Raw genomic sequence first — 20568 nt, 5'->3', positions numbered from 1 at the left:
TCCTATATAAGTGGAATTGTAAGAAGAGTAGTGAAGTACTTACTTTTTACATGTCTCTTGTACTTATATATTATTTTTACTAGTGACAATGGTGACAGTGGCTTAAGGATTTGATAAACAGCCTATTGACTGTCATCATTGCGTCTTTTTTATTGGTGACTAATCGGTGACGGTGGTGACGGTTAGTCAAGGGCAATCACATCATAGCCCCATTCACGTTTACCATGTGTTGTCCGTTTCTGCTTACGAATGAATCCACACGCTTGTAGCTCACGCCCTACTTTTCGGTCGTCTAATTTTCGACTATTCAATTTCAACTCTAGTCTTGCCAGTATATCAATTGTACTCATAAACTGGACTTGCTCTCCGCCTTTACCGGTTGGTAATTGCAGGTGCTGCTCGATCAATTGGCGTTCAATTGACTTATTGTAAAATTCTTCTGTTTGGCTTCCTAGCAAAGCCCTTTCTTCCTTGCTTAGCACATAGCGTTCACCTTTCTGATAAGCGTGATAGGCTTCCATAATCAGGTCAGTCTTATCAATGGCATTATAAGCAGCGTGATTGATGGATAATGCGTTAATGGGAACAATACGGCGGTTGTATTCTGGCTCGTTGATCACACCTTTGTGATTGCTAGTGGCGCACAAAACGGCCAGTCGTCGCAACTTCACTGATTTACGAGTGTATACTTCTCGAACGCTGAAATACTCTTTAGACGTTAGTGCCTTAAAGTGTTCCATATCCTTAGTATCTCGCCCCTTAAACTCATCGTTGAATGCAATGATGTTTTTGCACATATCAACGTCCTCATCTTTACCAGGCAACCACTTGGAGTCTAAAAAATAGGATCGCCATTCATCCGGTAGAATTAGACGGAAAAACCAAGTTTTACCAATACCATCTGAACCGGTTAGCACCGGTACTAAATCGCATGGTGTACCATAAATTGCACCAATCAAACCAACAAGCCATTTACGCAAGAAGATATACACATAATTTGGCTCGAACTCACCATCTCCAAACCCGGTGTCTGATTCGATAGTATCAGCCAAAGCTCGAATAACACCAACTGGTTTACGGTTCTTGTGCTCACGAAAAAAGGTTAAGAACGGGTGGAAGATTTCACAGATTGTACGGGAATGGATAATCTTATAAATGTCTTCATACCGAACTTTATCACCCAATACTTTCCGGGCATGCATGTATATCGCATAGTAGTGGTGGTCTTCAATCGGTGTGCCGTTACTGTCTTCAAAATCACGCCGTACTTCATTATAACGCATCGGGTAATTTTGCTTAAGGAACAGTTCAAGCTGGTCGAATAGTGTTTCTTGCGTTGCGAAATCTTCTGTGCTGGCGTATACCTGTTCTAAGACGGGCTTGGCTACGTCTTCAGGTATATCAGTCATTTTAAGGACCGTATCAAGAGCAGAGGTTAAACTTACCTTCTGCTTTTTCGACATTGCGGCCAGGCTTTGAACTTCCTTTGTTTGTGGCGTACACGTATCTAAACCAGCCTGGCGACAATAGTAATAGAACGTGGCTATTTTGATCGAGTGTGGCCGAGTGGCTACCAGGTAGTTAAACTTTTTGTCGCAGTCGTTGGAATCATAGCCCGGGTGGTACTGGCTTACTTCGTGGAATATACCCCTGGCTGCGTCCCCATACTGACTAATCAGCGCCCAGCCGATTCTAAACCAATCCTCGTACGAACCGGTAAGGTCTAACGCCCTGGCATGAATCTGGTCCAGCACATACCGTATGTCCGTTTCTGTGTGGGTGTAGGCCAGTTTTGGCGCTTCTTTTTTCTCCTTTCGCGGGTACCGCTTAAAAAGTTGTGCTTTGTAGTTTACGTAGGTGTCAGGATCGTAGGACACAAACCGCAGACGGCAAATGTCTTTTACACTGGCATCCCAACCCATAACTAAACCATGCTGTTCGGTCAGGTATATACGTATTCCTTCAAAGCTTTCTAACCAGCGCTGGTAATCGACTCTGAAAATTACGCACAGCCCTTTACCACCAATCGAGCGAAAGACAGCGTAAACGTACGGGTCTGCTTTTAGCAGGTTAAAAACCCGCTGTATTTCGCTTTCGTCCAGGTGGTCAAGGTCGACCGACATTAACCCGCTTGGAACGTCTGATCTGCCCGCATTTCGTATAATGAACGTACCCCAAATGGTTACACCAGGTACGGTCGATTTACGTTTGTCGTAAATGGCTTTGTCTGCGGCTTCGCGGACCCATTCAACTTCTTTGCGCCAGACGCCATTACGAACGCCCTCTAAAAATTCTTTTATGTCAATGTCCGATAGACGTTTAGGGTCTGGCTGGCCATCTTTTGTTAGTCCGTTATCAAACTTGTTTTTGAAAACGGATATTAGTTTCTTGTCGGTGGTTAGGTTCATGCAACCTTACCTCCTTTTTTTTGCCTGGCTGCGGCAATGACCTCGCTACGCAGATAGCGGACCTGATTGCCAATACGTCGGGCATTTAGAATACCTCGTTTCTCCCAATCCCAAACCGTCACGGTAGATACCTTCAGGAGTTGGGCTGTTTCTTTTGGAGTAAGTAATTCATCGGCTTCAGTGGCAGGGGCAACCTTTGGAGTGTTGTATTGAAGGGCAATACTTGCCGCTTCAATCATCATTGTCCGTAACTGATCGGCTGGCATTAATACCATTTCCATGTTTAGCGTTGTTTTGCATTTAACATGGTGCAATTTGGTCGGTCAGTTACACTCACAAGTGCGAATGATATAAGGATGCACCATTCGCACGATTCGCATTATTTTGGTATTAGTGCTTTAAAGGCATCCTTCAACGATTTGTCTACAACCTTATTAAAAACACTGGCATCTTTACCCATTTCAAGATTTTCAAAATAAGCATTCAGGAGCTTTACTAATTTCTTTCGATTTGAAAGTCGTTTTATTTTTTTGGGGTTCATTGTTTCCATACGCTCAATCCACGCTACAATTACACCTTTATCCTTTATGCTGGCAGTCCAAGACAAGCCCTCTCCTAATACGGGTTTCTCCGGTCGATAATTTCGCAATGCCTGTATGCAACAATTAATATCTGAGGAATTGATAAACAGGTCTGTAAAAGACTTGTATTGAGCTTTCGTTTCATCTTCTGTAAGTTCGGGGTTATTATTCGGATCTTCTGCTTTGTTATTCTCAATACTCCTTCGCAAATCAGTTATTGAGTTCTTGAGTTCTTTTAGTTCCTTAAAACTGCTTGCCGTGGAGCGTATAGCCTCTACATAGTCCCATGATATATGGGTCATTTTTCGCCAGTGTTGAGGAAAAAGGGTATCTGTTGGATATCCTTGGTCTTTTCGCAATTTGGCCAGTGTAGGGATACCTTCTAAATCGGGTATTCTACCTTCCGCTTTTTCTCCTATTATATACTCATTCCAGCCTTTCATCTCTTCTTTCAAAGGCTTATCTAGCTCTCGTTTTATCTGTTCAAAACGGACAATGAAAGCGTCAAATATTCTAATTCCATTTACCTGAACATGCGTATTGTAGATGAACTCTAAACGCTCATTCAATCTAATCTCAAACAAAAGGCTATCAGCTATTTCGAGTAAATCAGCGTCAGTAAGCCATTGACCAGGCTGGTAGTTATCGGTCCACATAGTTTTAGTTTGCTATTGTAAAGGGTGTACCCTGTATTTGCTTCTGCCAGTGTAAGGCCATTACTTTAGCGTGTTGTTCTCGGTCAAGTTTGATATATCGCATGAACGCTTTTTCTGTCCTATGGCCTGTTATTTGCATAATTGTTAAAGCTGGTATACCCAGCAAATACATATTAGTAGCAAATGACCTACGGGCTGTATGGGTACTAACCATCTGCCATTTCTCAAATGTCCTAGTTACTCTCTTTCCCCCTTTTGTCTGTGCTTTACTCTCAATACTGTTAATCTCGGCTAACTGGCATACTTCCTTCAAATAGTCATTCATTTTCTGGTTAGAGATACTACGGGGTAATGATCCGTTGTACTTCTTTAACAAGACTGTTACTATTTCATGGCAGGGAATGACAACTTTGTCAGAGGTCTTTTGCTGCTCTATACGAATTAACCCGTCTTTGATGTATTCTGGCCGTAGGTTAGTTAAATCTGAAAAGCGAAGGCCAGTGTAACACCCGACTAAGAAAAGGTCTCTAACACGCTCTAATCGCTCCGTTTTGCTGAGGTCCAAATCTTGTAAGCGCTTCAGTTCTAATTCACTTAGGTAAATCGCATCAGCATTTTCGCTAACAACCTTAAAGCCTCGGCTTCTGTAATCTTGCTTTACCGTAATGCCCTTTGCAGATGCTTCATTAAGAAAAATTTTAAGCATTTGAATGTAGGTGCCTACGTTGTTTACCGCGTATCCTTTTGTAAAGGTTAGCCAGGTAGTAAAATCTTCGTAGAAATCTAAGTCGATTGTATCGAAGTCGATCTTTCGCCTATAAGTAGCTGCAAAAGCTTTTAAGCCGTTAAACGCGGTTTTATACCGCTGAATGGTACGATACTCAATATTCTTGCCTGTATCTCGATTTATACGTTTTGGAGCGCGTTCAATGAAATCAGCGATAAATGTAAATAAGGCTGGTTCGGTTGGCTCTTTGGGCTTAGGGGCTGGCTTCAGATAAGAATCTATTCTAGCTCTAACTACCTCAACAGTTAGTTCGCGGGTAGAACGCAATTCAGATATGATTGCTTTAACAGCATCTTCTAGGTTGTCAAGGAAAGCATTTATGGCGTCTTTTTCGGTGGCATCAACAACGTTCTTTACTCGGCTAGATTTAATATTCCAGTGAGTAGGCATTACTTTAAATCCTGTTCCAACATTAATCCGTTGGTTATTAAATCGAACGATGCAATTTATAGGAGTAGGCTTTTTTGATTTAGGATCACGAAGTAGATAGGTAACGGGTGAATCTGAAGTTCTAGCCATGTGCAAAGTCTATTTTCCGTACACAAATATATGATAGTATACGGAATTGTGTACGGAATGGCTTAATTTGTCTTAATCTTACTCATTTCATCTTAAATCGTTAGACTAACCAAAAGCGCACTAGCTGTTAAGAAATGCCATTTTTTATACTTATATATATCACATTGGTAATTGATGAATTAATTGGGTTCGACTCCCGCTCCTGGTACATTAACAAAAAAACCGCTGGTTATCAGCGGTTTTTTTGTTAATAAGCTCATCGATTCTCTGTCACGCTGTTCTTCTTTTGTGAGACTGGTTATGGTAAGTACCTCCTTACGTTTCTCCCGGGGTTACAGCGTCAGCATGTTTTTTCATATAGTAGTATCCGCGCTAAACTGGAATTCCAGCTTTTTAAACAGACTGGCGATTTCGGCGTCTTTGCGCTCTCAGGCAAAAAAGTGTATTCGTCCTAATTCCAGCCAACCAACAGCGGTCTAGTCAGAGCGATAGCCGGAGCCGACGGGCCGAACGGGTGATGGGGCTGTACAACCCCATCGATAACCGGGCTGAAGCCTCCGTAGTGTTAGCACATAAACTCCTGGATTTTATTCTTTTCAACGAGGGGAGAAACAAACGACAACTTGGCCTGCATCGCAAGGAGGTTGGGCGTTGATGCATCCAGCAGCGTTCGCTATTCTTTGGGGTGATGTTTAGAGGAAAGCTGATCACTGGTTGGTACTATGTGGTCAGTTGTAATTGATGGGGCAAAGTCTCGATGAACGAATAACTCCGGAGAAGATGCGAGTCGGTATGTGATGACAATATGCTGACCCGCTGGCCTTTCGTTTTTATTGACAGCTACTTCCCGACAACGTGCCGTATGGGTTGATTTCAGGTTAGCAACTTGTACGGGTAATGCGGTGTTTTAGCTAAACCTTGTACATACCTGCCGGATAAACTATGAAATTAACGACTGACAATTTACAGGAGATGCTTAATGGCCGGTTCGAGTATTCGCTGCTTAAGGAGTTGGCCGAGGTGGGTCAGTTCAAGCGGGTTCCTGTTGGTTCTTACCTGATTCGACCCGGTGAGTATATCCGTTCTGTTCCTTTCATTATTCGGGGGTCAGTTAAAATTATGCGTCCCGATCAGGAAGGCCGGGAGGCACTACTCTACTACCTAGGTGGGCAGGATGCCTGCGCGATGTCTCTAACCTGTTGTCTGGGTAGTAAACGGAGCGAAATCACGGCTGTGGTAGAAGAAGAAACTGAACTGATCGCTATTCCGGTGGAGAAAGTGGACGAATGGCTTTGCCGGTATTCTACCTGGAAACAGTTTGTGTTTCAAACGTATCAAAAACGGTTTGATAACTTACTGATGACCATCGACGAAGTGATTTTCCATAAACTCGATGAGCGCCTGTTGACCTACCTTCATAAGAAAGTAGCGAGTTGTCAGTGTACTGTGCTGAATATTACACACGAAGAAATTGCCCGTGACCTGGCCACCTCACGCGAGGTAATCTCCCGATTACTGAAGCAACTGGAAAAGGACGGCCATATTCAGCTCATGCGGCATAAAATAACTATGCTGGCTTAAGCGCTGGCTAGCCGTCGCGACCGCTACGCGTTGTTTGATGGTTGGTTGAGATTTTCGCCAACCGATAATGAAGTAATCGGTCACCCAATAGTGTTTAAGCAACGGCTCTGTAACAATTGTCACGGAATCCTGGAGTGGTATGATCGTATTTCGCTTAAAAATAAGCATTATGACACCATTACAGTTCGCCGGCTTTGCTGCTTCTATGCTTATCGGCGTTAGTCTGGGTTTGATTGGCGGAGGGGGAAGCATCCTGACAGTGCCCGTTCTGGTCTATCTGCTGGGCGTCAATCCACTTCTGTCCACTACTTATTCGCTATTCGTTGTTGGGACCACCTCACTAGTTGGGTGCGTTAATTACATGCGGCAACACCAGATTAATTACAGAGCAGCTTTGATCTTTTCGGTACCCTCGTTCCTCGGCGTTTACCTGTCCCGGAGCTATCTATTGCCCAACATTCCCGATCCCTTTTTTTCGATCCAGACGTTCGTGCTCAGCAAGGGCGTGGCCATCATGATTTTCTTTGCCTTAACTATGTTAATGGCATCCATGAGCATGATTCGCAATAAAACGCCCAAGGTTCATCACCCCGGTGGAAAGTTACACGGCAATCTCCTGCTGATCGCCCTGGATGGTGTTCTGGTAGGCATACTGACCGGCCTGGTTGGAGCAGGGGGCGGTTTTCTGATTATCCCGGCTCTGGTGCTTATGGTTCGTCTGCCCATGAAAATGGCCGTGGGCACATCACTGCTCATCATTGCTGCCAATACCCTGATTGGTTTTTGGGGCAGTACCACCAACCTGTACATCGACTGGCCCTTCCTGATCAAGTTTACAACGCTTTCTGTGATCGGAATTATGGCGGGCTCCTTCCTGACGCGGTTTATTCCGAGTCAGAATCTCAAAAAGGGCTTTGGGTATTTTGTGCTGATTATGGGCATTTATATTATCGCCAGAGAAACGGTTTTCTAGTTAATCGACTAGTTTAAAGGAGTTTAATAAATGTCCTTGCTGTCAGGCTACTATGTGACTTTTATCACTGAATAGGGATGGGCGGAGTGGTTCCTTCGTCAGAAAAACACTGATATGAAAAAGAACATGGGTTCTCTTGACCGGACTATTCGGATTGTTGTGGCAATAGTCCTGATTGTGTTATACGCTAACGGTATTGTTACCGGAGTTTGGGGTGTTGTCAGTCTGGTGCTGGCTGGTGTATTTATCCTGACCAGTCTGGTTAGCACCTGTCCGCTTTATTTACCTTTCGGTATTCGAACGAACCAAGTAAAAAAACGCATAAGCTGAGTTTGTGAATGCTGCAAAGAAGCAGGCCATCCTGTCGATACAAGATAACCTATCACGTTGATTGGGCTGGTTGCAAAAAACATCCGTATAAACTTAACCGTTCAAGTAGACGCTACGCCAAACCCGTAGCGTTTTTCTTTGCGCCCCTGATGGTGTTGACTACAGGCTCGACAGCCAGACCTTAAAAATCTGATACAAATCAGGTAGCCTGTGTAACAAATATCACGGAACGATGCCTGTCTGACGACCAATTTTGACGCATCAATTTAAGTATCGAAACGTCATGACTATAGAACAGATGTATACCGGCTGTTTGGCCGAGGCCGCCTATTATATTGAATCAGCAGGTGAAGTGGCCATCATTGATCCGTTGCGCGAAACAAAACCTTACCTCGACCGGGCTAGGGCAGATGGGGCTGTCATTAAATACATTTTCGAAACCCATTTTCACGCCGACTTTGTATCGGGTCATCTGGATTTAGCAGCTAAAACCGGGGCTTCCATCGTGTTTGGCCCGACAGCTCAGCCCGGTTACAAAGCCTGTGTAGCCAAAGATGGAGAGGAGTTCAGGGTTGGAGAGGTGAAAATTCGGGTGCTGCACACCCCTGGGCATACGCTGGAGTCATCAACGTTTTTACTGCTCAATGATGCAGGTAAAGAAATAGCAATTTTTACGGGCGATACGCTGTTTATTGGCGATGTGGGACGCCCGGATCTGGCGGTCAAAACCGATCTTACCCGCGATGATTTAGCGGGGTATCTTTACGACAGCCTCCACACGAAAATCATGACGCTGCCCGACGATGTGATTGTTTATCCCGGTCATGGTGCCGGTTCGGCCTGTGGCAAGAACATGAGCAAAGAGACAACCGACACGCTCGGTAATCAGAAGCGGTTTAACTACGCCTTACGGGCTCAAAGTAAAGAAGCTTTCGTTAAGGAAGTGACAAACGGACTTGTGCCTCCTCCGCAGTATTTCCCCAAAAACGCGGTAATGAATAAAATGGGATATAACAGCCTTGATGCGGTTATGCAGCAGGGCACACTGGCGCTGTCGCCAGCCGCCTTCGAGGCCGCAGCCAACGCAACGAATGCACTGATTCTGGATGTTCGTGAAGCGTCAGTCTTTGCAAAAGGGTTTATTCCAAATGCTATAAACATTGGTTTGGAGGGTCAGTTTGCCGGTTGGGTAGGCACACTCATCCCCGATCTGAAACAGCCCATCTTACTGGTAGTACCCAAAGACAAAACGGAGGAAGCCGTACTGCGATTGGCGCGCGTAGGGTATGATAATTGCATTGGGTATCTAAACGGTGGCTTCGATGCCTGGCAAGCAGATGGCCGGGAGGTTGACGCGATCCGGTCGATCTCGGCCGAAGCCTTTGCCAATCTGTTTGAGCAGACCCCTAACTTACCCGTACTGGACGTTCGCCGAAAAAGCGAGTATGATTCAGAGCATATTATTGGCGTCGAGAACCTGCCTCTGGATTTTATAAATGAAAATATGGCTCGTATCGATAAACACAAAACCTACTATGTGCATTGCGCAGGCGGTTATCGGTCTATGATTGCCATCTCTATCCTCAACGCGCGGGGATTTACAAACCTGGTCGATGTAACTGGTGGCCTGACGGCCCTTAAGCAAACTAACCGACTGCCGCTAACCAATTACGTTTGCCCAAAAACGTTGCTGTAACTGTACAGTTTCAGTGCATGAGTGACCCCAGGTTGATGACTGACTGACTCCAATCTCGACAAAAAATTAGTAGCGGATAGGGCCAGTCTGGTAAAATTGTGTGAGGCTCTGTTTATGAATAAAGGTTGATAAATAAAAAACCTTACCGTAGAAGGCTATTGTGTTCTGATTGTATTGTTTATGCATTTTGAAATTAGTAAATATATGGGTATTAATTATGCACTTTAAGGTGTATACCTGATGCTGAAATTAAGTTTACTGATTCCTAAATGTGGAATTTGTGTATATAATGTGGAATATAAGAGTTTATGAATCAACTAAGTAGATTACAGTTTAATGAAAAATAATGAAAAATAAATTCTTATTGATAATCAATTGTATACAATATATAATATTGTTCTTTTCTAGTTTTTCAGGCTATTAATTGGTAGGCCATAACGTAATTAATTAAAGTCTGGTCTGGAAATTGATTGGGCCGTTTCATGCTATTATGTCGGGTAAATAGCTAGGGTTTCTCTAGCTATAAAACAGCCTGCTTCTACTCCTATGAAACGTACCCGGGTTTCTTATTTATTAAGGTTGCTGGTTCTGCCAGGCACCTTTATAGCAACTACGTTAAGCTGTAGGCAAGTTATCATGTTACCTTCGGCTCCCATTTCTCCGGTTGTTACCAGCCAAGCTGACGAATTAGGGATTCGGGATTATGATTATGCCAAATCAGCTGATTCGATGTTGGCAATGGATGGCTGGAGCAATACCATGGACGACAACTTCGACATAAGTCCGATGGATACAGCCAAGTCCAACTGGAGGTTCTGGATAGGGGGCGGCTTTAACAATGAACTGCAGCTATATACTAATAGCCCGAACAACTTAACACTTATTCAAGATCCTACTAATTCAGCCAATAAGCTATTGCTAATCAGGGCTAAAAAAGAGAAGGTGAGAGGGCCTAAATACCGCCCGGATGTCGATAATACCATAAAGGATTTTGACTTTACCTCGGCCCGAATTGAATCAAAAACCGTGTTCTCACCTAACCGTACCAAAGGTCAGGTGCGAATAGCGGCCCGGATCAAACTACCTACTGGCTACGGTATGTGGCCTTCTTTCTGGTCTTATGGCGAAAAGTGGCCAACCAATGGCGGTATTGCCATTGTACAGTCTCGTGGGCAGCAGGCCTACGCTTTCCAGAATGCTTACTTCTATGATAATGAGCAGAGCCGACGGCTCGTTCCCAGAGAAGAAAAATACATAATCAGTACTACTAACCTGACGGATCGCTGGCACGTGTATGAAGTAATCTGGCAGAAAGACTCACTAACGTTTTTGCTGGATGGTCAGATTATTGACATCAAGCAGGGGAATTATGTGGAGAAATTGTTTGAAAAACCACAGCGGATTTCGTTGAATCAGGCCGTTGGCGGAGACTTCTTTTCGATAGAGGATACTCTTCCCACTGCCGATGAAATACCCCTCAATGAGAACGAAGGGGTGATGCAGGTTGACTGGATAAAAGTTTATTTGAAAAAATAGGTAGCCCACCTCTATTGTCGGTGATGACAGAAGGTCATCTATCATACTTGGTATGTAGTCTGCGCATACCGGTGCTTCCGGACTCCAGCGTTTCCTCAGAAATAAAGTTCGGCAACTCCTTCCCCGCTGGTCTCCACTCTTTGCCCTTTCGTGGCTATTCTTCTGCTATATTTCCTCAATTTCTATCACTTTTATACGGCATATTTACCATTCACTGATTTTGTCAATTTCTTACTTGTACATTTTGTTTTGATTCGTATATTTGAAATCTTTGACAACTGTGTACCTCGGTTAATCAACTCACAATGAGTGAGTTGATTAGTTTTTTTGCAGATGTCAGCGCGCCATCCACGCTAGTCTTTAACCGCTATTGTTCACCCTCTTCCCGACGTTCGGTCTGGTCTTTTAAAGGCTGGGTTGAATGATATTGAACCATGAAAGTCTCACCGTTGCAACCGTTTCAAATCGTGTATTCATTGCTGGATCACGAGTTCCTGGGCTATCTTATTGAGGCCTTTGTTGTGCAACGTAACAGTAAAGGGGAACTAACGTTACAAAACCAGACGCTGTCGACCCAAAATGTTGGGGAGTTTGCCAAAGGATTAGACGAGCGGGATTTTGAACTGGTCAAGCTTATCGACAGCATTCAGCAGGATACCATCGTTAAGAAGTTCAATACCCGAAAGTTGCCCGCCGTTGATTTTTTTCTGAAAATATACGATTCACAGAAAGGCGATAAACTAGTTCAGGAGGCTATTGGGGGGTATCTGGAAACCATCAAGGCTAAAATTATGGCTCTGCTGCCCGGCAAGCCTTTTTACATCATGGGTAATGATGGGAACCCAGCCTGGGAATCCATCGTCTGGATGCCCGAACCGGCACGGGTGCATTTTCACTTCGTCCGAAATGCTGACTCTACCCACTATTTCCCCATTATCCGCTATCCGATAGGCCCACGAGAAGACCGCCCACGAGATGGTAAAGATAGCGGGCCGGTTGATACCGAGCGGGTTGAGTTTCAGTTCAAAGATGCACTGATGATTTGTGATGAACCAGCTTATCTGCTGGTCAACAATCGGCTCTATCACTTTAGTAAGAACGTCGATGGCAAAAAACTTCGGCCGTTCTTTGCGAAAAACCACATCGTTATTCCGCGTAATATCGAGCAGCAGTATTACGAACGGTTCGTTACGCCCCTCATTGCTTCCTACGATGTGTATGCAAAAGGGTTCGAGATCAGAACCGAAGCCATGGAACCAGTGCCCGTTCTGACAGTTGCCGAAATGGTGCAGTCGAGCAAGCCTGTTCCGGTGGCGTTGTTTCAGGATGGGACCGAGTCTGTTGACAACGAGGATGTCAGCAACCAGCGAATTATGTTCGACCTGTCGTTTCAATACGGCGATTTTACCTTTCGATACGATAACTTCGGGGCATCGGCCAATGTAAGTCTGGAAAAGAAAAACGACGAGTACGTCTTCCATAAAATTCGGCGGGATCAGCGGATGGAACGGCAGAAGCTTTCGTTTCTACGCGATTCGGGATTGGATTTACGGCATGGCCGGCTGGCGCTGTCGAAAGCCGAAGCCTTCAACTGGCTGGCCAATAATAACAACCAGCTTCAGGAAGCTGGATTTTTGCTTCGGCAGGACGCGCAGGATACCAAGCGTTACTTTTTGGGCTATTCGAGCATCAATGTGTCCATTAAAGAAGGTCGCGACTGGTTCGATATTTACGCCAATGTTCGCTTTGGCGAGTTTGAAATCCCGTTCCTGAAACTACGGACGCTCATCCTTAATAAGAAACACGAATTTGCCCTTCCCAATGGCGAAATAGCGGTTATTCCCGAAGCCTGGTTTACCAAATATTCCGAACTGTTCGGCTTCCTGGAACACCCCAACGGGATTGACGAAGATGGGCGGCTGGTGCTGCACAAACACCACATCGCGCTGGTGCAGGAACTGGAGCGCGATAATCTGGCCACAGCCATCATTAGCCGTAAACTTGAACGGCTGCGCGATTTTGAAGAAATTGAGCCGTTTCCGTTGCCCAGCCGATTTATCGGTAACCTCCGCCCATACCAGCAAGCAGGTTACGACTGGATGAATTTCCTGCGGCAGTACCGATTTGGCGGGTGTCTGGCCGATGATATGGGACTTGGTAAAACCGTAATGACGCTGGCCATGCTGCAGGGACAAAAAGAAGCAGGAGTAACGGAGCCAAGCCTGCTGGTTATGCCCACGTCGCTGCTGTATAACTGGGAACTCGAAGCCCGGAAATTTACCCCCGACTTACGGGTGATGATTTACACGGGAACTTACCGTGAGAAGAACACCGCCCAGTTCGACGACTATGATCTTATCCTGACCTCATACGGTATTGTCCGGATCGACATTGATCTGCTGAGCGATTACCGCTTCAACTACGTCATTCTCGATGAATCGCAGGCCATTAAAAACCCGTCGTCACACATTACCAAAGCTGTTATGCAGCTCAACAATGCCTACCGGCTCATTCTGACGGGCACGCCGATTGAGAACAGTACTATGGACCTTTGGTCGCAGATGTCATTCATCAATCCCGGCTTGCTGGGTAGTCAGTCATTCTTCCGAAACGAGTTCCAGATCCCGATCGAGAAACGACATGACGAAGTAAAAACCAGCAAGCTGTATGGACTGATCAAGCCGTTTATGCTTCGGCGAAACAAGGCGCAGGTGGCCACCGACTTGCCGCCTAAGGTAGAAAGTGTACTCTACTGCGACATGACTCCCGATCAGGCGACCCAGTATGAAGAAGCCAAATCATATTACCGAAACCTGATTCTGGAACGGATCGAAGAGGAAGGCATTGCCAAGTCGCAGATGGTTGTTCTGCAGGGCCTGACCAAGCTCCGCCAGATCGCCAACCACCCCCGCATGGTCGATGCCGAGTACGAAGGCGATTCGGGTAAGCTGGACGATATGCTTATGCGGCTGGAAAGCGCCATGACGGAAAATCATAAGGTGTTGGTGTTCAGTCAGTTCATTAAGCATCTGACTGTTGTGAGGCAGTACCTGAAAGAAAAAAATATTAAATACGCTTATCTGGACGGGTCGACGGTTGATCGCCAAAGCCAGGTCGAGCTGTTTCAGACCGACGATTCGGTGAAGTTATTCCTGATTTCACTAAAAGCGGGTGGGCTGGGACACAACCTCACTGCGGCTGACTATGTATTTATTCTAGACCCCTGGTGGAACCCAGCCATTGAAGCCCAGGCCGTTGACCGGGCGCACCGAATTGGTCAGCAAAAGACGGTTTTTACTTACAAATTCATTGCCAAGAATACCGTTGAAGAAAAGATTCTGTCGTTGCAGCGGGCCAAGCAACAGTTGGCTGGCAGCCTGATTACCACAGAGGAAAACTTCATGAAAGCACTTACTAAAGAGGATATTATGGTGCTTCTGGAGTAAGTCGATAAAAGAAATAAGTATTTCAGGGAGGATTTTAGCTGACGCTAGTTATTAACCCGGTTATAAACCGTTCACGCTAAAAAACTCAACGTATGAATGCGAAAAGCATATTAGGCATTATCCTGACGCTGGCTGGTTTGATCGGCCTTATTTACGGCGGCATCGACTTTACCAAAGGAGGAGTTTCTCAGGCATCCTTTGTGTATGTTATTCTGGGCGGCATCTTCTTCTTTGCCGGTATTGGACTGGTGAGGAGCACAAGAGTGTAAATGGTTAAGTAAGTGGATTGGTGGAGTTAGTGAAATAAGGGAATTGGTGCAGTAATTGATGTGTAAGCATACTTCACTAATCAACCACTCCACCATTTCACCCACTCCACTACTTCAGATAGACTCCCATGCGTCCTTCATCGCTCAACACAACGTCGACGTGTTCGGTGAGGGTAGTGCTGAGTTCGTACCCTTTATAGTCGGCGGCTACTGGGTAACGGGGGTGATTTCGATCAATCATAACCGCTACCTGTAGCTTCCGGACGGGTTGGCTCAAAAAAGGCTGTAAACCGAATGCCAGTGTCCGGCCTGTATACAACACATCGTCCACAACAATAACAACGGCATCGCTGTAACTGGTTACGGGCGGGTCGACCGTCACGGTAGGCTGTGCTACCTGTGTTTTGTCGAAGTTCAGCTGGAGTAAACTCACTGAAAACGGGGCAATCGTCTTTAACTCACGGGCCAAGGCCTGGGCCAATATGTAGCCCTCTCCCGCAATACCCGCCAGCAACAGCGTGGCCTCTTCAAAATTATTTTCATAAATCTGAAAGGCTATCCGTTTGATTTTCTGCTGGATTTGCTCGGCATTCAGGATAAGCGTTGGCTGGACGGTATTCATAAGCGAATCGTAAAATGGATTGACCCCGCAAAGATGGGGAAAAAGGCGTTAGGCAATGAAATATAGCGCAGGGGTATTTAGTTGGCATAGTTTTCGCCACCTGTGGTGAAAAGAGACTCTACTCTCGACAGCTATGAACCTGGTATTTAGTTTTATTTTTAGTCTGTTGGTCCTGGTACATCCGGGAACACGATCCATAGAGGCCGACATTACCCAGACCGTAGGAACCTCCCTGCGTAGTGGTGATGCAGGCCGGTTATCGGCGCGTTTTGCCAAAACAATTGAACTGGTCATCGACACTGAAAAAGTTGACTTTAAGTCCCTGCAAGCTACCCACGCCGAACTGATTTTACGTTCCTTCTTTCGTAAATACCCACCGCATGGTTTTCAGTTTGTATACCGGGGTTCGTCAGACCGGTTGTATTACAGCACCGGCACCTACGAAACCAACGGGCAGGTGTTTTCTGTATATGTGCTGATGCGCCAGACAAACAACCATCAGTACGCCATAAACGCCCTGCACTTTCGGAAAGAGAAGAAAGATGTATGATGTATGTTTCAGCACTATATCATACATCCTATATCCTACATCTTTCTCTTATCTTTGCACTTTCATGTAGAGGTGCTATGATTGTTAAGACAAAAAAATACGCGTTAGACCAAAAAACGTATATTAATATTGCCCTGCGCCAGTGGGTAAAAGACAACTGGAAATGGGGATTTGTGCCGCTGGCGCTCATTTTACTGAACGTCGTGCTGAGCCTGACGAACATCTATCCGAATTACTGGATCTACATTGTTGTTGTGCTCCTCACCATCCTGTACGTGCTGTTCTGGGCTGTTCAGATTACGGGCATCGCTCAGATGGAACAGAGCAAGGCGCTATTTCAGAAATACGTCTACGAGATCGACAGTCGCCAAATTTTGATGCGAATCAACGCCAAAGAAGGCGGTATCCTGAAATGGAGCCAGATCAATGGTGTTTTCAAAGACAAAGACGCTTACATCCTGTTTCTGGACAATGCCGAAGCCATGTCGAACGTAAAGGCCAGTTGGATTGCTAAAACTGTGACCAAAGGTCTGGCGAAAGCGCAATTCCTGTATTTACCCTATAGCATCTTCACCAGCGAAAATGACCTGCGCTTTACCGATGCCCTGCTGAAACGCAAAGGGCTTCTGCCAGGCAATGTTCCTGCTGAACCCGTAAAGTAGAGTGCCTTTCCAAGAAACGGTTCGCCGTTGCCATGGTTCGCCGTTGCAATGGCGAACCGTTCCGTTTGTATACAGACTAAAAAAACGCTCATGACCGCCCCCCAGTTTCTGACCCGGTTTCTCCTTCTTCTTGTTGCTCTTCCAGCCATTGGCCAAACCCGGAAGAATGTGTCGCTCGATGACATTTGGGGGCGCAATCAGGGCGTATTTGCCCAGCGTACCGTTGATGCGGTTAACTGGATGAAAGCCGGTGGTTTTTATACGACCCTCGACGGTGAGAAAATCATGAAGTTTTCCATCACCACCGGCGCAGCCGTAGAAACTCTTTTCGATGCCCGGCAGGCAACCGTTTCAGATGCAGCAAAACGGGTTAGCGTAGAGGGTTACCAACTGTCGGCCGACGAACGGAAGCTGCTCATCACAACCCAGGAAGAACCCATCTACCGCCGGTCGAGTAAGGCGGAGTTCTATGTCTATGATCTGACCACCAGAGCGCTAACGCAGTTGAGCAAAGCGGGTAAGCAGCAATACGCTACCTTCTCGCCCGATGGCAAACAGGTGGCGTTCATGCGGAATAACAATCTGTTTGTGGTTGACCTGGCTACCCAAAAGGAAACAAAACTCACCACCGACGGCAAGCTGAACGCCATCATCAACGGGGGTGCCGACTGGGTATATGAAGAGGAGTTCAGTATGGCGCGGGCGTTCGAATGGTCGCCGGATAGCAAGCGGCTGGCCTGGATACGGTTCGACGAAAGCCGCGTTCCCGAATACGATATGCAGCTTTGGGGCGGCTTGTATCCGGTAGAATACCGCTTCAAATACCCGAAAGCGGGCGAAGCCAATTCACGGGTGTCCGTTTGGCTGGTCGATGTGCTCACGGGTAAAAAAATACTGGCGCAAACGGGCACCGAAACCGATATATATCTGCCCCGCATTCAATGGACAAAAAACCCGGAACTGCTGTCGATTCGGCGGATGAACCGGCTTCAGAATAAGCTCGACCTGCTGCACGTAAACGCAGCTACCGGGCAAGCCACAACGGTGTTGACCGAAACGAGTGCCACTTACGTCGATCTGGAGTTTACCGACGACCTGACGTACCTTGTCGATGGTAAGTCGTTTCTCTGGAGTAGCGAACGCAGTGGCTACAAGCAGTTGTATCTGTATGCTATAAATGGCCAGCTTATTCGACCTGTTACGACCGGCAATTTTGAGGTTTCCAGCGTATCGGGTGTAGATGAGAAAACAGGCACGATCTTTTTTACATCTACTGAAACGTCTCCGCTCGAACGGCATCTATACCGAATTGGCCTGAATGGGCAGAACAAACAAAAGCTGACTACGCTGCCGGGTACGTACACCGCCAATTTCAGCCCCGATTTTACCTATTACTTGCTGTATCATACATCAGCAAATGCGCCGGTGCGGGTCAGTCTACGAGATACGAAAACAACCCGCGACCTGCGGGTACTCGAATCGAACGACGGCCTGAAAAGCCGGTTAGCGGGTTATAAAATCCAGCCAAAACAGTTCTTTCAAACCAAAGCGGCCGATGGCTCTCCGCTGAATAGCTGGATGATTCGCCCGGCGAACTTCGACAGCACGGGCGCAAAAAAATACCCGGTATTGATGTTCGTATACGGTGGACCGGGGTCTCAGACCGTAAAAAACGATTGGGATAGCCGCGACTTTTTCTGGTACCAGACCCTGGCGGATAAAGGCTACATCATTGTGTCGGTCGATGGACGGGGCACGGGTGCTCGCGGAGCCGCCTTCCGAACCGCTACCTACGCCCAGCTCGGCAAGCTCGAAACCGAAGACCAGATTGCCGCTGCCCGACAGCTGAAGACACTGCCTTACATTGATCCGGCCCGCGTTGGTATCTGGGGATGGAGTTATGGCGGCTACATGAGTGCGCTGTGCATGACCCTCGGGGCCGACGTCTTCAAAGCCGGTATTTCGGTGGCTCCCGTCACTAACTGGCGTTTTTACGACACTATCTATACCGAGCGTTACCTCAAACGGCCGCAGGAGAACGCAGCGGGTTACGACGAAAATTCGCCCGTTACGCACGCGACCAAACTGCGTGGCCCATTTCTACTCGTACACGGCACCGGCGACGATAATGTACACTTTCAGAACTCCGTCGCCTTTGAAGATGCTCTTATTGCCGCTGGTAAGCAATTCCAGTCCTTCTATTACCCCAACCGAAACCACGGCATTTACGGCGGCAATACCCGCCTGCACCTCTATCAGATGCTGACGAATTTTGTGGAAACGAATCTGTAGACGTACGAGTACTGTTTTGTCGATCAGATGTCTGGCCAGCAGTAGCCCCTCTCCCTATTACGAGGTAGTCCGGCATTCCGGGCGGGGTTAGGGTGGGGTAGATACCCATTTGTTCGGATCTACAACCGGCAACGAGTAATCATGACCAAGCACTACACCATACGCTTCCTGCTGTTGAACCGTTAAATTTGAAACGAGGTGTACCTGATCGTTTGGTACGCTGGTTAGTTCGGGGAGCCAGTGTTTTACATAGTCGCCCTGTTCGTCGTAGCGGAGGGCCTGGCTGAGTATATTGAAGTAACGCGGCTGGCCGTTGCTGTACTGGCGCGGATCATTACCGACACCCGCCACGTAGTTCCAGTTTCCCCAGTTGCTGCATGGGTCGTAGTCAATGAGTTTACTCTCGAAGTAAGCGGCTCCCCAGGTCCAGTCGAGACCCAGATCGTTAACCAGAAAGCTGGCCACATTTTGCCGCCCCCGGTTGCTCATGAAACCCGTTGCATTCATCTCGCGCATATTGGCATCAATGAACGGAATCCCCGTCTGGCCTTCGGTCCATTTTCGAAACAGGTTTTCGTCGCGCCCGTATGTTCTATGTAGGTCGTGCTTGATGCCACTCCGTTTGAAGATGCGCGTGCCAAACTTAAGGGCCACAAACCGGAAAAAGTCGCGCCAGAGCAGCTCGAAAATCAGCCAGTAAGTCGACTCGTTGCGAACGCGTTCGGTTTCATACCGGGTCACTTCCTCGTAAATTTTGCGGGGCGACAGGCACCCGGTAGCCAGCCAGGCCGAAAATTTGCTCGAATAATCCTCGCCCAGCAGGCCGTTGCGGGTTTCTTTGTAGGTCGCAATCAGGTCGGTTTGCCAAAGGTATCGGTCGAGTCGGGTGAGCGCCACCGTTTCGCCCCCGCTGAAGGGCACTGTCCCACGGGCATCGGGTTGCAAAATCAGGCGAATGTCTGTATCGTCGAACCCAAGCGCTGATAACGTTGGTAGAGCGCCGGGGTCTATATTCGGTACGAGTTCGATACGGGTTGGCGGGGTGAAAGCTGGCCGGATGGTAGCCTTTTTTTCAAGTTGCTGTCTGAACTTGCTAAATACATCGGGCAGTTGCGAGATGGTAAACGGCAGATCACGAACGTGATAGAGCGTACTCATCCAGAACAGCTCAATGTCGATATTAAGCGGTTTCAGCTTCGTGCTGAGCTTCGTTTCCTGCGTGGTTTCTTCTTGTGTAATTTCCTTGCTCGCGTACACTGCCGTGGCGCCAATTTCTCCAGCGAGTTCGGCCAGCACGTCGGCGGGTTTCCCTACGCGCACAATCAGGTCAGCACCCCGGCTCCGGAGGGACAGGCGCAGATCGGCTACACTTTCGAGCAGGAAATTGGCCCGGAAGGCCGATGTTCGGCGAAACCCCAGTTGCGAATGCGCGGCAAACCAGCGCGGGTCGAATACAAATACGGGTAACACCTGATCAGCGTTTTCAAGCGCACGTACAAATCCCTCGTTGTCGTGTAGGCGAAGGTCGTTACGAAACCAGTACAGGATGCGATTCATTAGTAACAAGAGAACGGTTGTCTGTTACTAATGAATCGCATCCTGTACTGGTTCACTACGCACCAAAAAAAGCCATAAACTAACCCCTTTAGGGGTTGATCAG

General features: G+C 47.0%; 16 protein-coding genes. 10 read left to right on the top strand and 6 right to left on the bottom strand.

The genetic code is table 11. The annotated features are described in order from the left end of the window. Positions 1–182: 182 nt before the first annotated feature. The 4 genes from NT073_RS09520 to NT073_RS09505 form a co-directional block, all read right to left on the bottom strand. Positions 183–2408, bottom strand: coding sequence for a VapE domain-containing protein (locus tag NT073_RS09520; RefSeq protein ID WP_297372303.1), 2226 nt, complete (start codon positions 2406–2408; stop codon positions 183–185). Beyond that, positions 2405–2689, bottom strand: a complete 285-nt coding sequence (locus NT073_RS09515) for a helix-turn-helix domain-containing protein (protein WP_297372301.1) — start codon at positions 2687–2689, stop codon at positions 2405–2407. Before NT073_RS09515 ends, NT073_RS09520 begins: the two co-directional genes overlap by 4 nt. Positions 2690–2787: 98 nt before the next feature. Beyond that, the gene (locus tag NT073_RS09510; protein WP_297372299.1) at positions 2788–3645 is read right to left on the bottom strand and encodes a hypothetical protein; all 858 of its coding nucleotides are present in this window, start codon (positions 3643–3645) and stop codon (positions 2788–2790) included. A 4-nt stretch (positions 3646–3649) separates the two neighbouring features. Continuing rightward, positions 3650–4951, bottom strand: coding sequence for a site-specific integrase (locus NT073_RS09505; protein WP_297372296.1), 1302 nt, complete (start codon positions 4949–4951; stop codon positions 3650–3652). Positions 4952–5893: 942 nt separating this feature from the next. On the opposite strand from NT073_RS09505, the gene NT073_RS09500 reads away from it, so the two are divergent. From NT073_RS09500 to NT073_RS09470, 7 genes are all read left to right on the top strand, one after another. Continuing rightward, positions 5894–6532 carry a Crp/Fnr family transcriptional regulator gene (locus NT073_RS09500; protein ID WP_297372293.1) on the top strand — a complete coding sequence of 213 codons (639 nt, stop codon included), beginning with the start codon at positions 5894–5896 and terminating at the stop codon, positions 6530–6532. 169 nt (positions 6533–6701) lie between these two features. Then, entirely contained in the window at positions 6702–7505 is an 804-nt protein-coding gene (locus tag NT073_RS09495) for a sulfite exporter TauE/SafE family protein (RefSeq protein ID WP_297372290.1), read from the top strand. Positions 7506–7619: 114 nt separating this feature from the next. Continuing rightward, a complete protein-coding gene (locus NT073_RS09490; RefSeq protein WP_297372286.1) occupies positions 7620–7835 on the top strand; it encodes a DUF2892 domain-containing protein in 216 nt (71 codons plus the stop codon). 283 nt (positions 7836–8118) lie between these two features. Then, complete coding sequence (locus tag NT073_RS09485) at positions 8119–9531, top strand: MBL fold metallo-hydrolase (RefSeq protein WP_297372283.1); 1413 nt, start codon at positions 8119–8121, stop codon at positions 9529–9531. 636 nt (positions 9532–10167) lie between these two features. Continuing rightward, complete coding sequence (locus tag NT073_RS09480) at positions 10168–11067, top strand: glycoside hydrolase family 16 protein (RefSeq protein ID WP_297372280.1); 900 nt, start codon at positions 10168–10170, stop codon at positions 11065–11067. Between the two features lie 434 nt (positions 11068–11501). Continuing rightward, a complete protein-coding gene (locus tag NT073_RS09475) occupies positions 11502–14513 on the top strand; it encodes an SNF2-related protein (RefSeq protein ID WP_297372277.1) in 3012 nt (1003 codons plus the stop codon). A 92-nt stretch (positions 14514–14605) separates the two neighbouring features. Then, a complete protein-coding gene (locus NT073_RS09470; RefSeq protein WP_012930624.1) occupies positions 14606–14782 on the top strand; it encodes a hypothetical protein in 177 nt (58 codons plus the stop codon). A gap of 109 nt (positions 14783–14891) precedes the next feature. Here the strand turns inward: NT073_RS09470 and NT073_RS09465 are convergent, their stop codons facing one another. After that, the gene (locus tag NT073_RS09465; RefSeq protein ID WP_297372273.1) at positions 14892–15404 is read right to left on the bottom strand and encodes a phosphoribosyltransferase family protein; all 513 of its coding nucleotides are present in this window, start codon (positions 15402–15404) and stop codon (positions 14892–14894) included. A gap of 133 nt (positions 15405–15537) precedes the next feature. Here NT073_RS09465 and NT073_RS09460 point away from each other — a divergent pair, with 133 nt between their 5' ends. The 3 genes from NT073_RS09460 (at position 15538) to NT073_RS09450 (ending at position 18908) form a co-directional block, all read left to right on the top strand. Then, positions 15538–15954 (top strand): DUF4783 domain-containing protein, encoded by a 417-nt coding sequence (locus tag NT073_RS09460; RefSeq protein WP_297372270.1) that lies wholly within the window; start codon positions 15538–15540, stop codon positions 15952–15954. Between the two features lie 77 nt (positions 15955–16031). After that, entirely contained in the window at positions 16032–16616 is a 585-nt protein-coding gene (locus NT073_RS09455) for a YcxB family protein (RefSeq protein WP_297372268.1), read from the top strand. 90 nt (positions 16617–16706) lie between these two features. After that, entirely contained in the window at positions 16707–18908 is a 2202-nt protein-coding gene (locus NT073_RS09450) for a S9 family peptidase (RefSeq protein WP_297372265.1), read from the top strand. Between the two features lie 87 nt (positions 18909–18995). Here the strand turns inward: NT073_RS09450 and NT073_RS09445 are convergent, their stop codons facing one another. Next, positions 18996–20465 (bottom strand): DASH family cryptochrome, encoded by a 1470-nt coding sequence (locus NT073_RS09445; protein WP_297372262.1) that lies wholly within the window; start codon positions 20463–20465, stop codon positions 18996–18998. Between the last annotated feature and the right edge of the window lie 103 nt (positions 20466–20568).

Origin of the sequence: Spirosoma sp., assembly GCF_026391055.1 — a bacterium.
Classification (GTDB): Bacteria; Bacteroidota; Bacteroidia; order Cytophagales; family Spirosomataceae; genus Spirosoma.
Note: the sequence above shows the minus strand (reverse complement) of the source record. Positions and strands in the feature narration are given on the sequence as shown.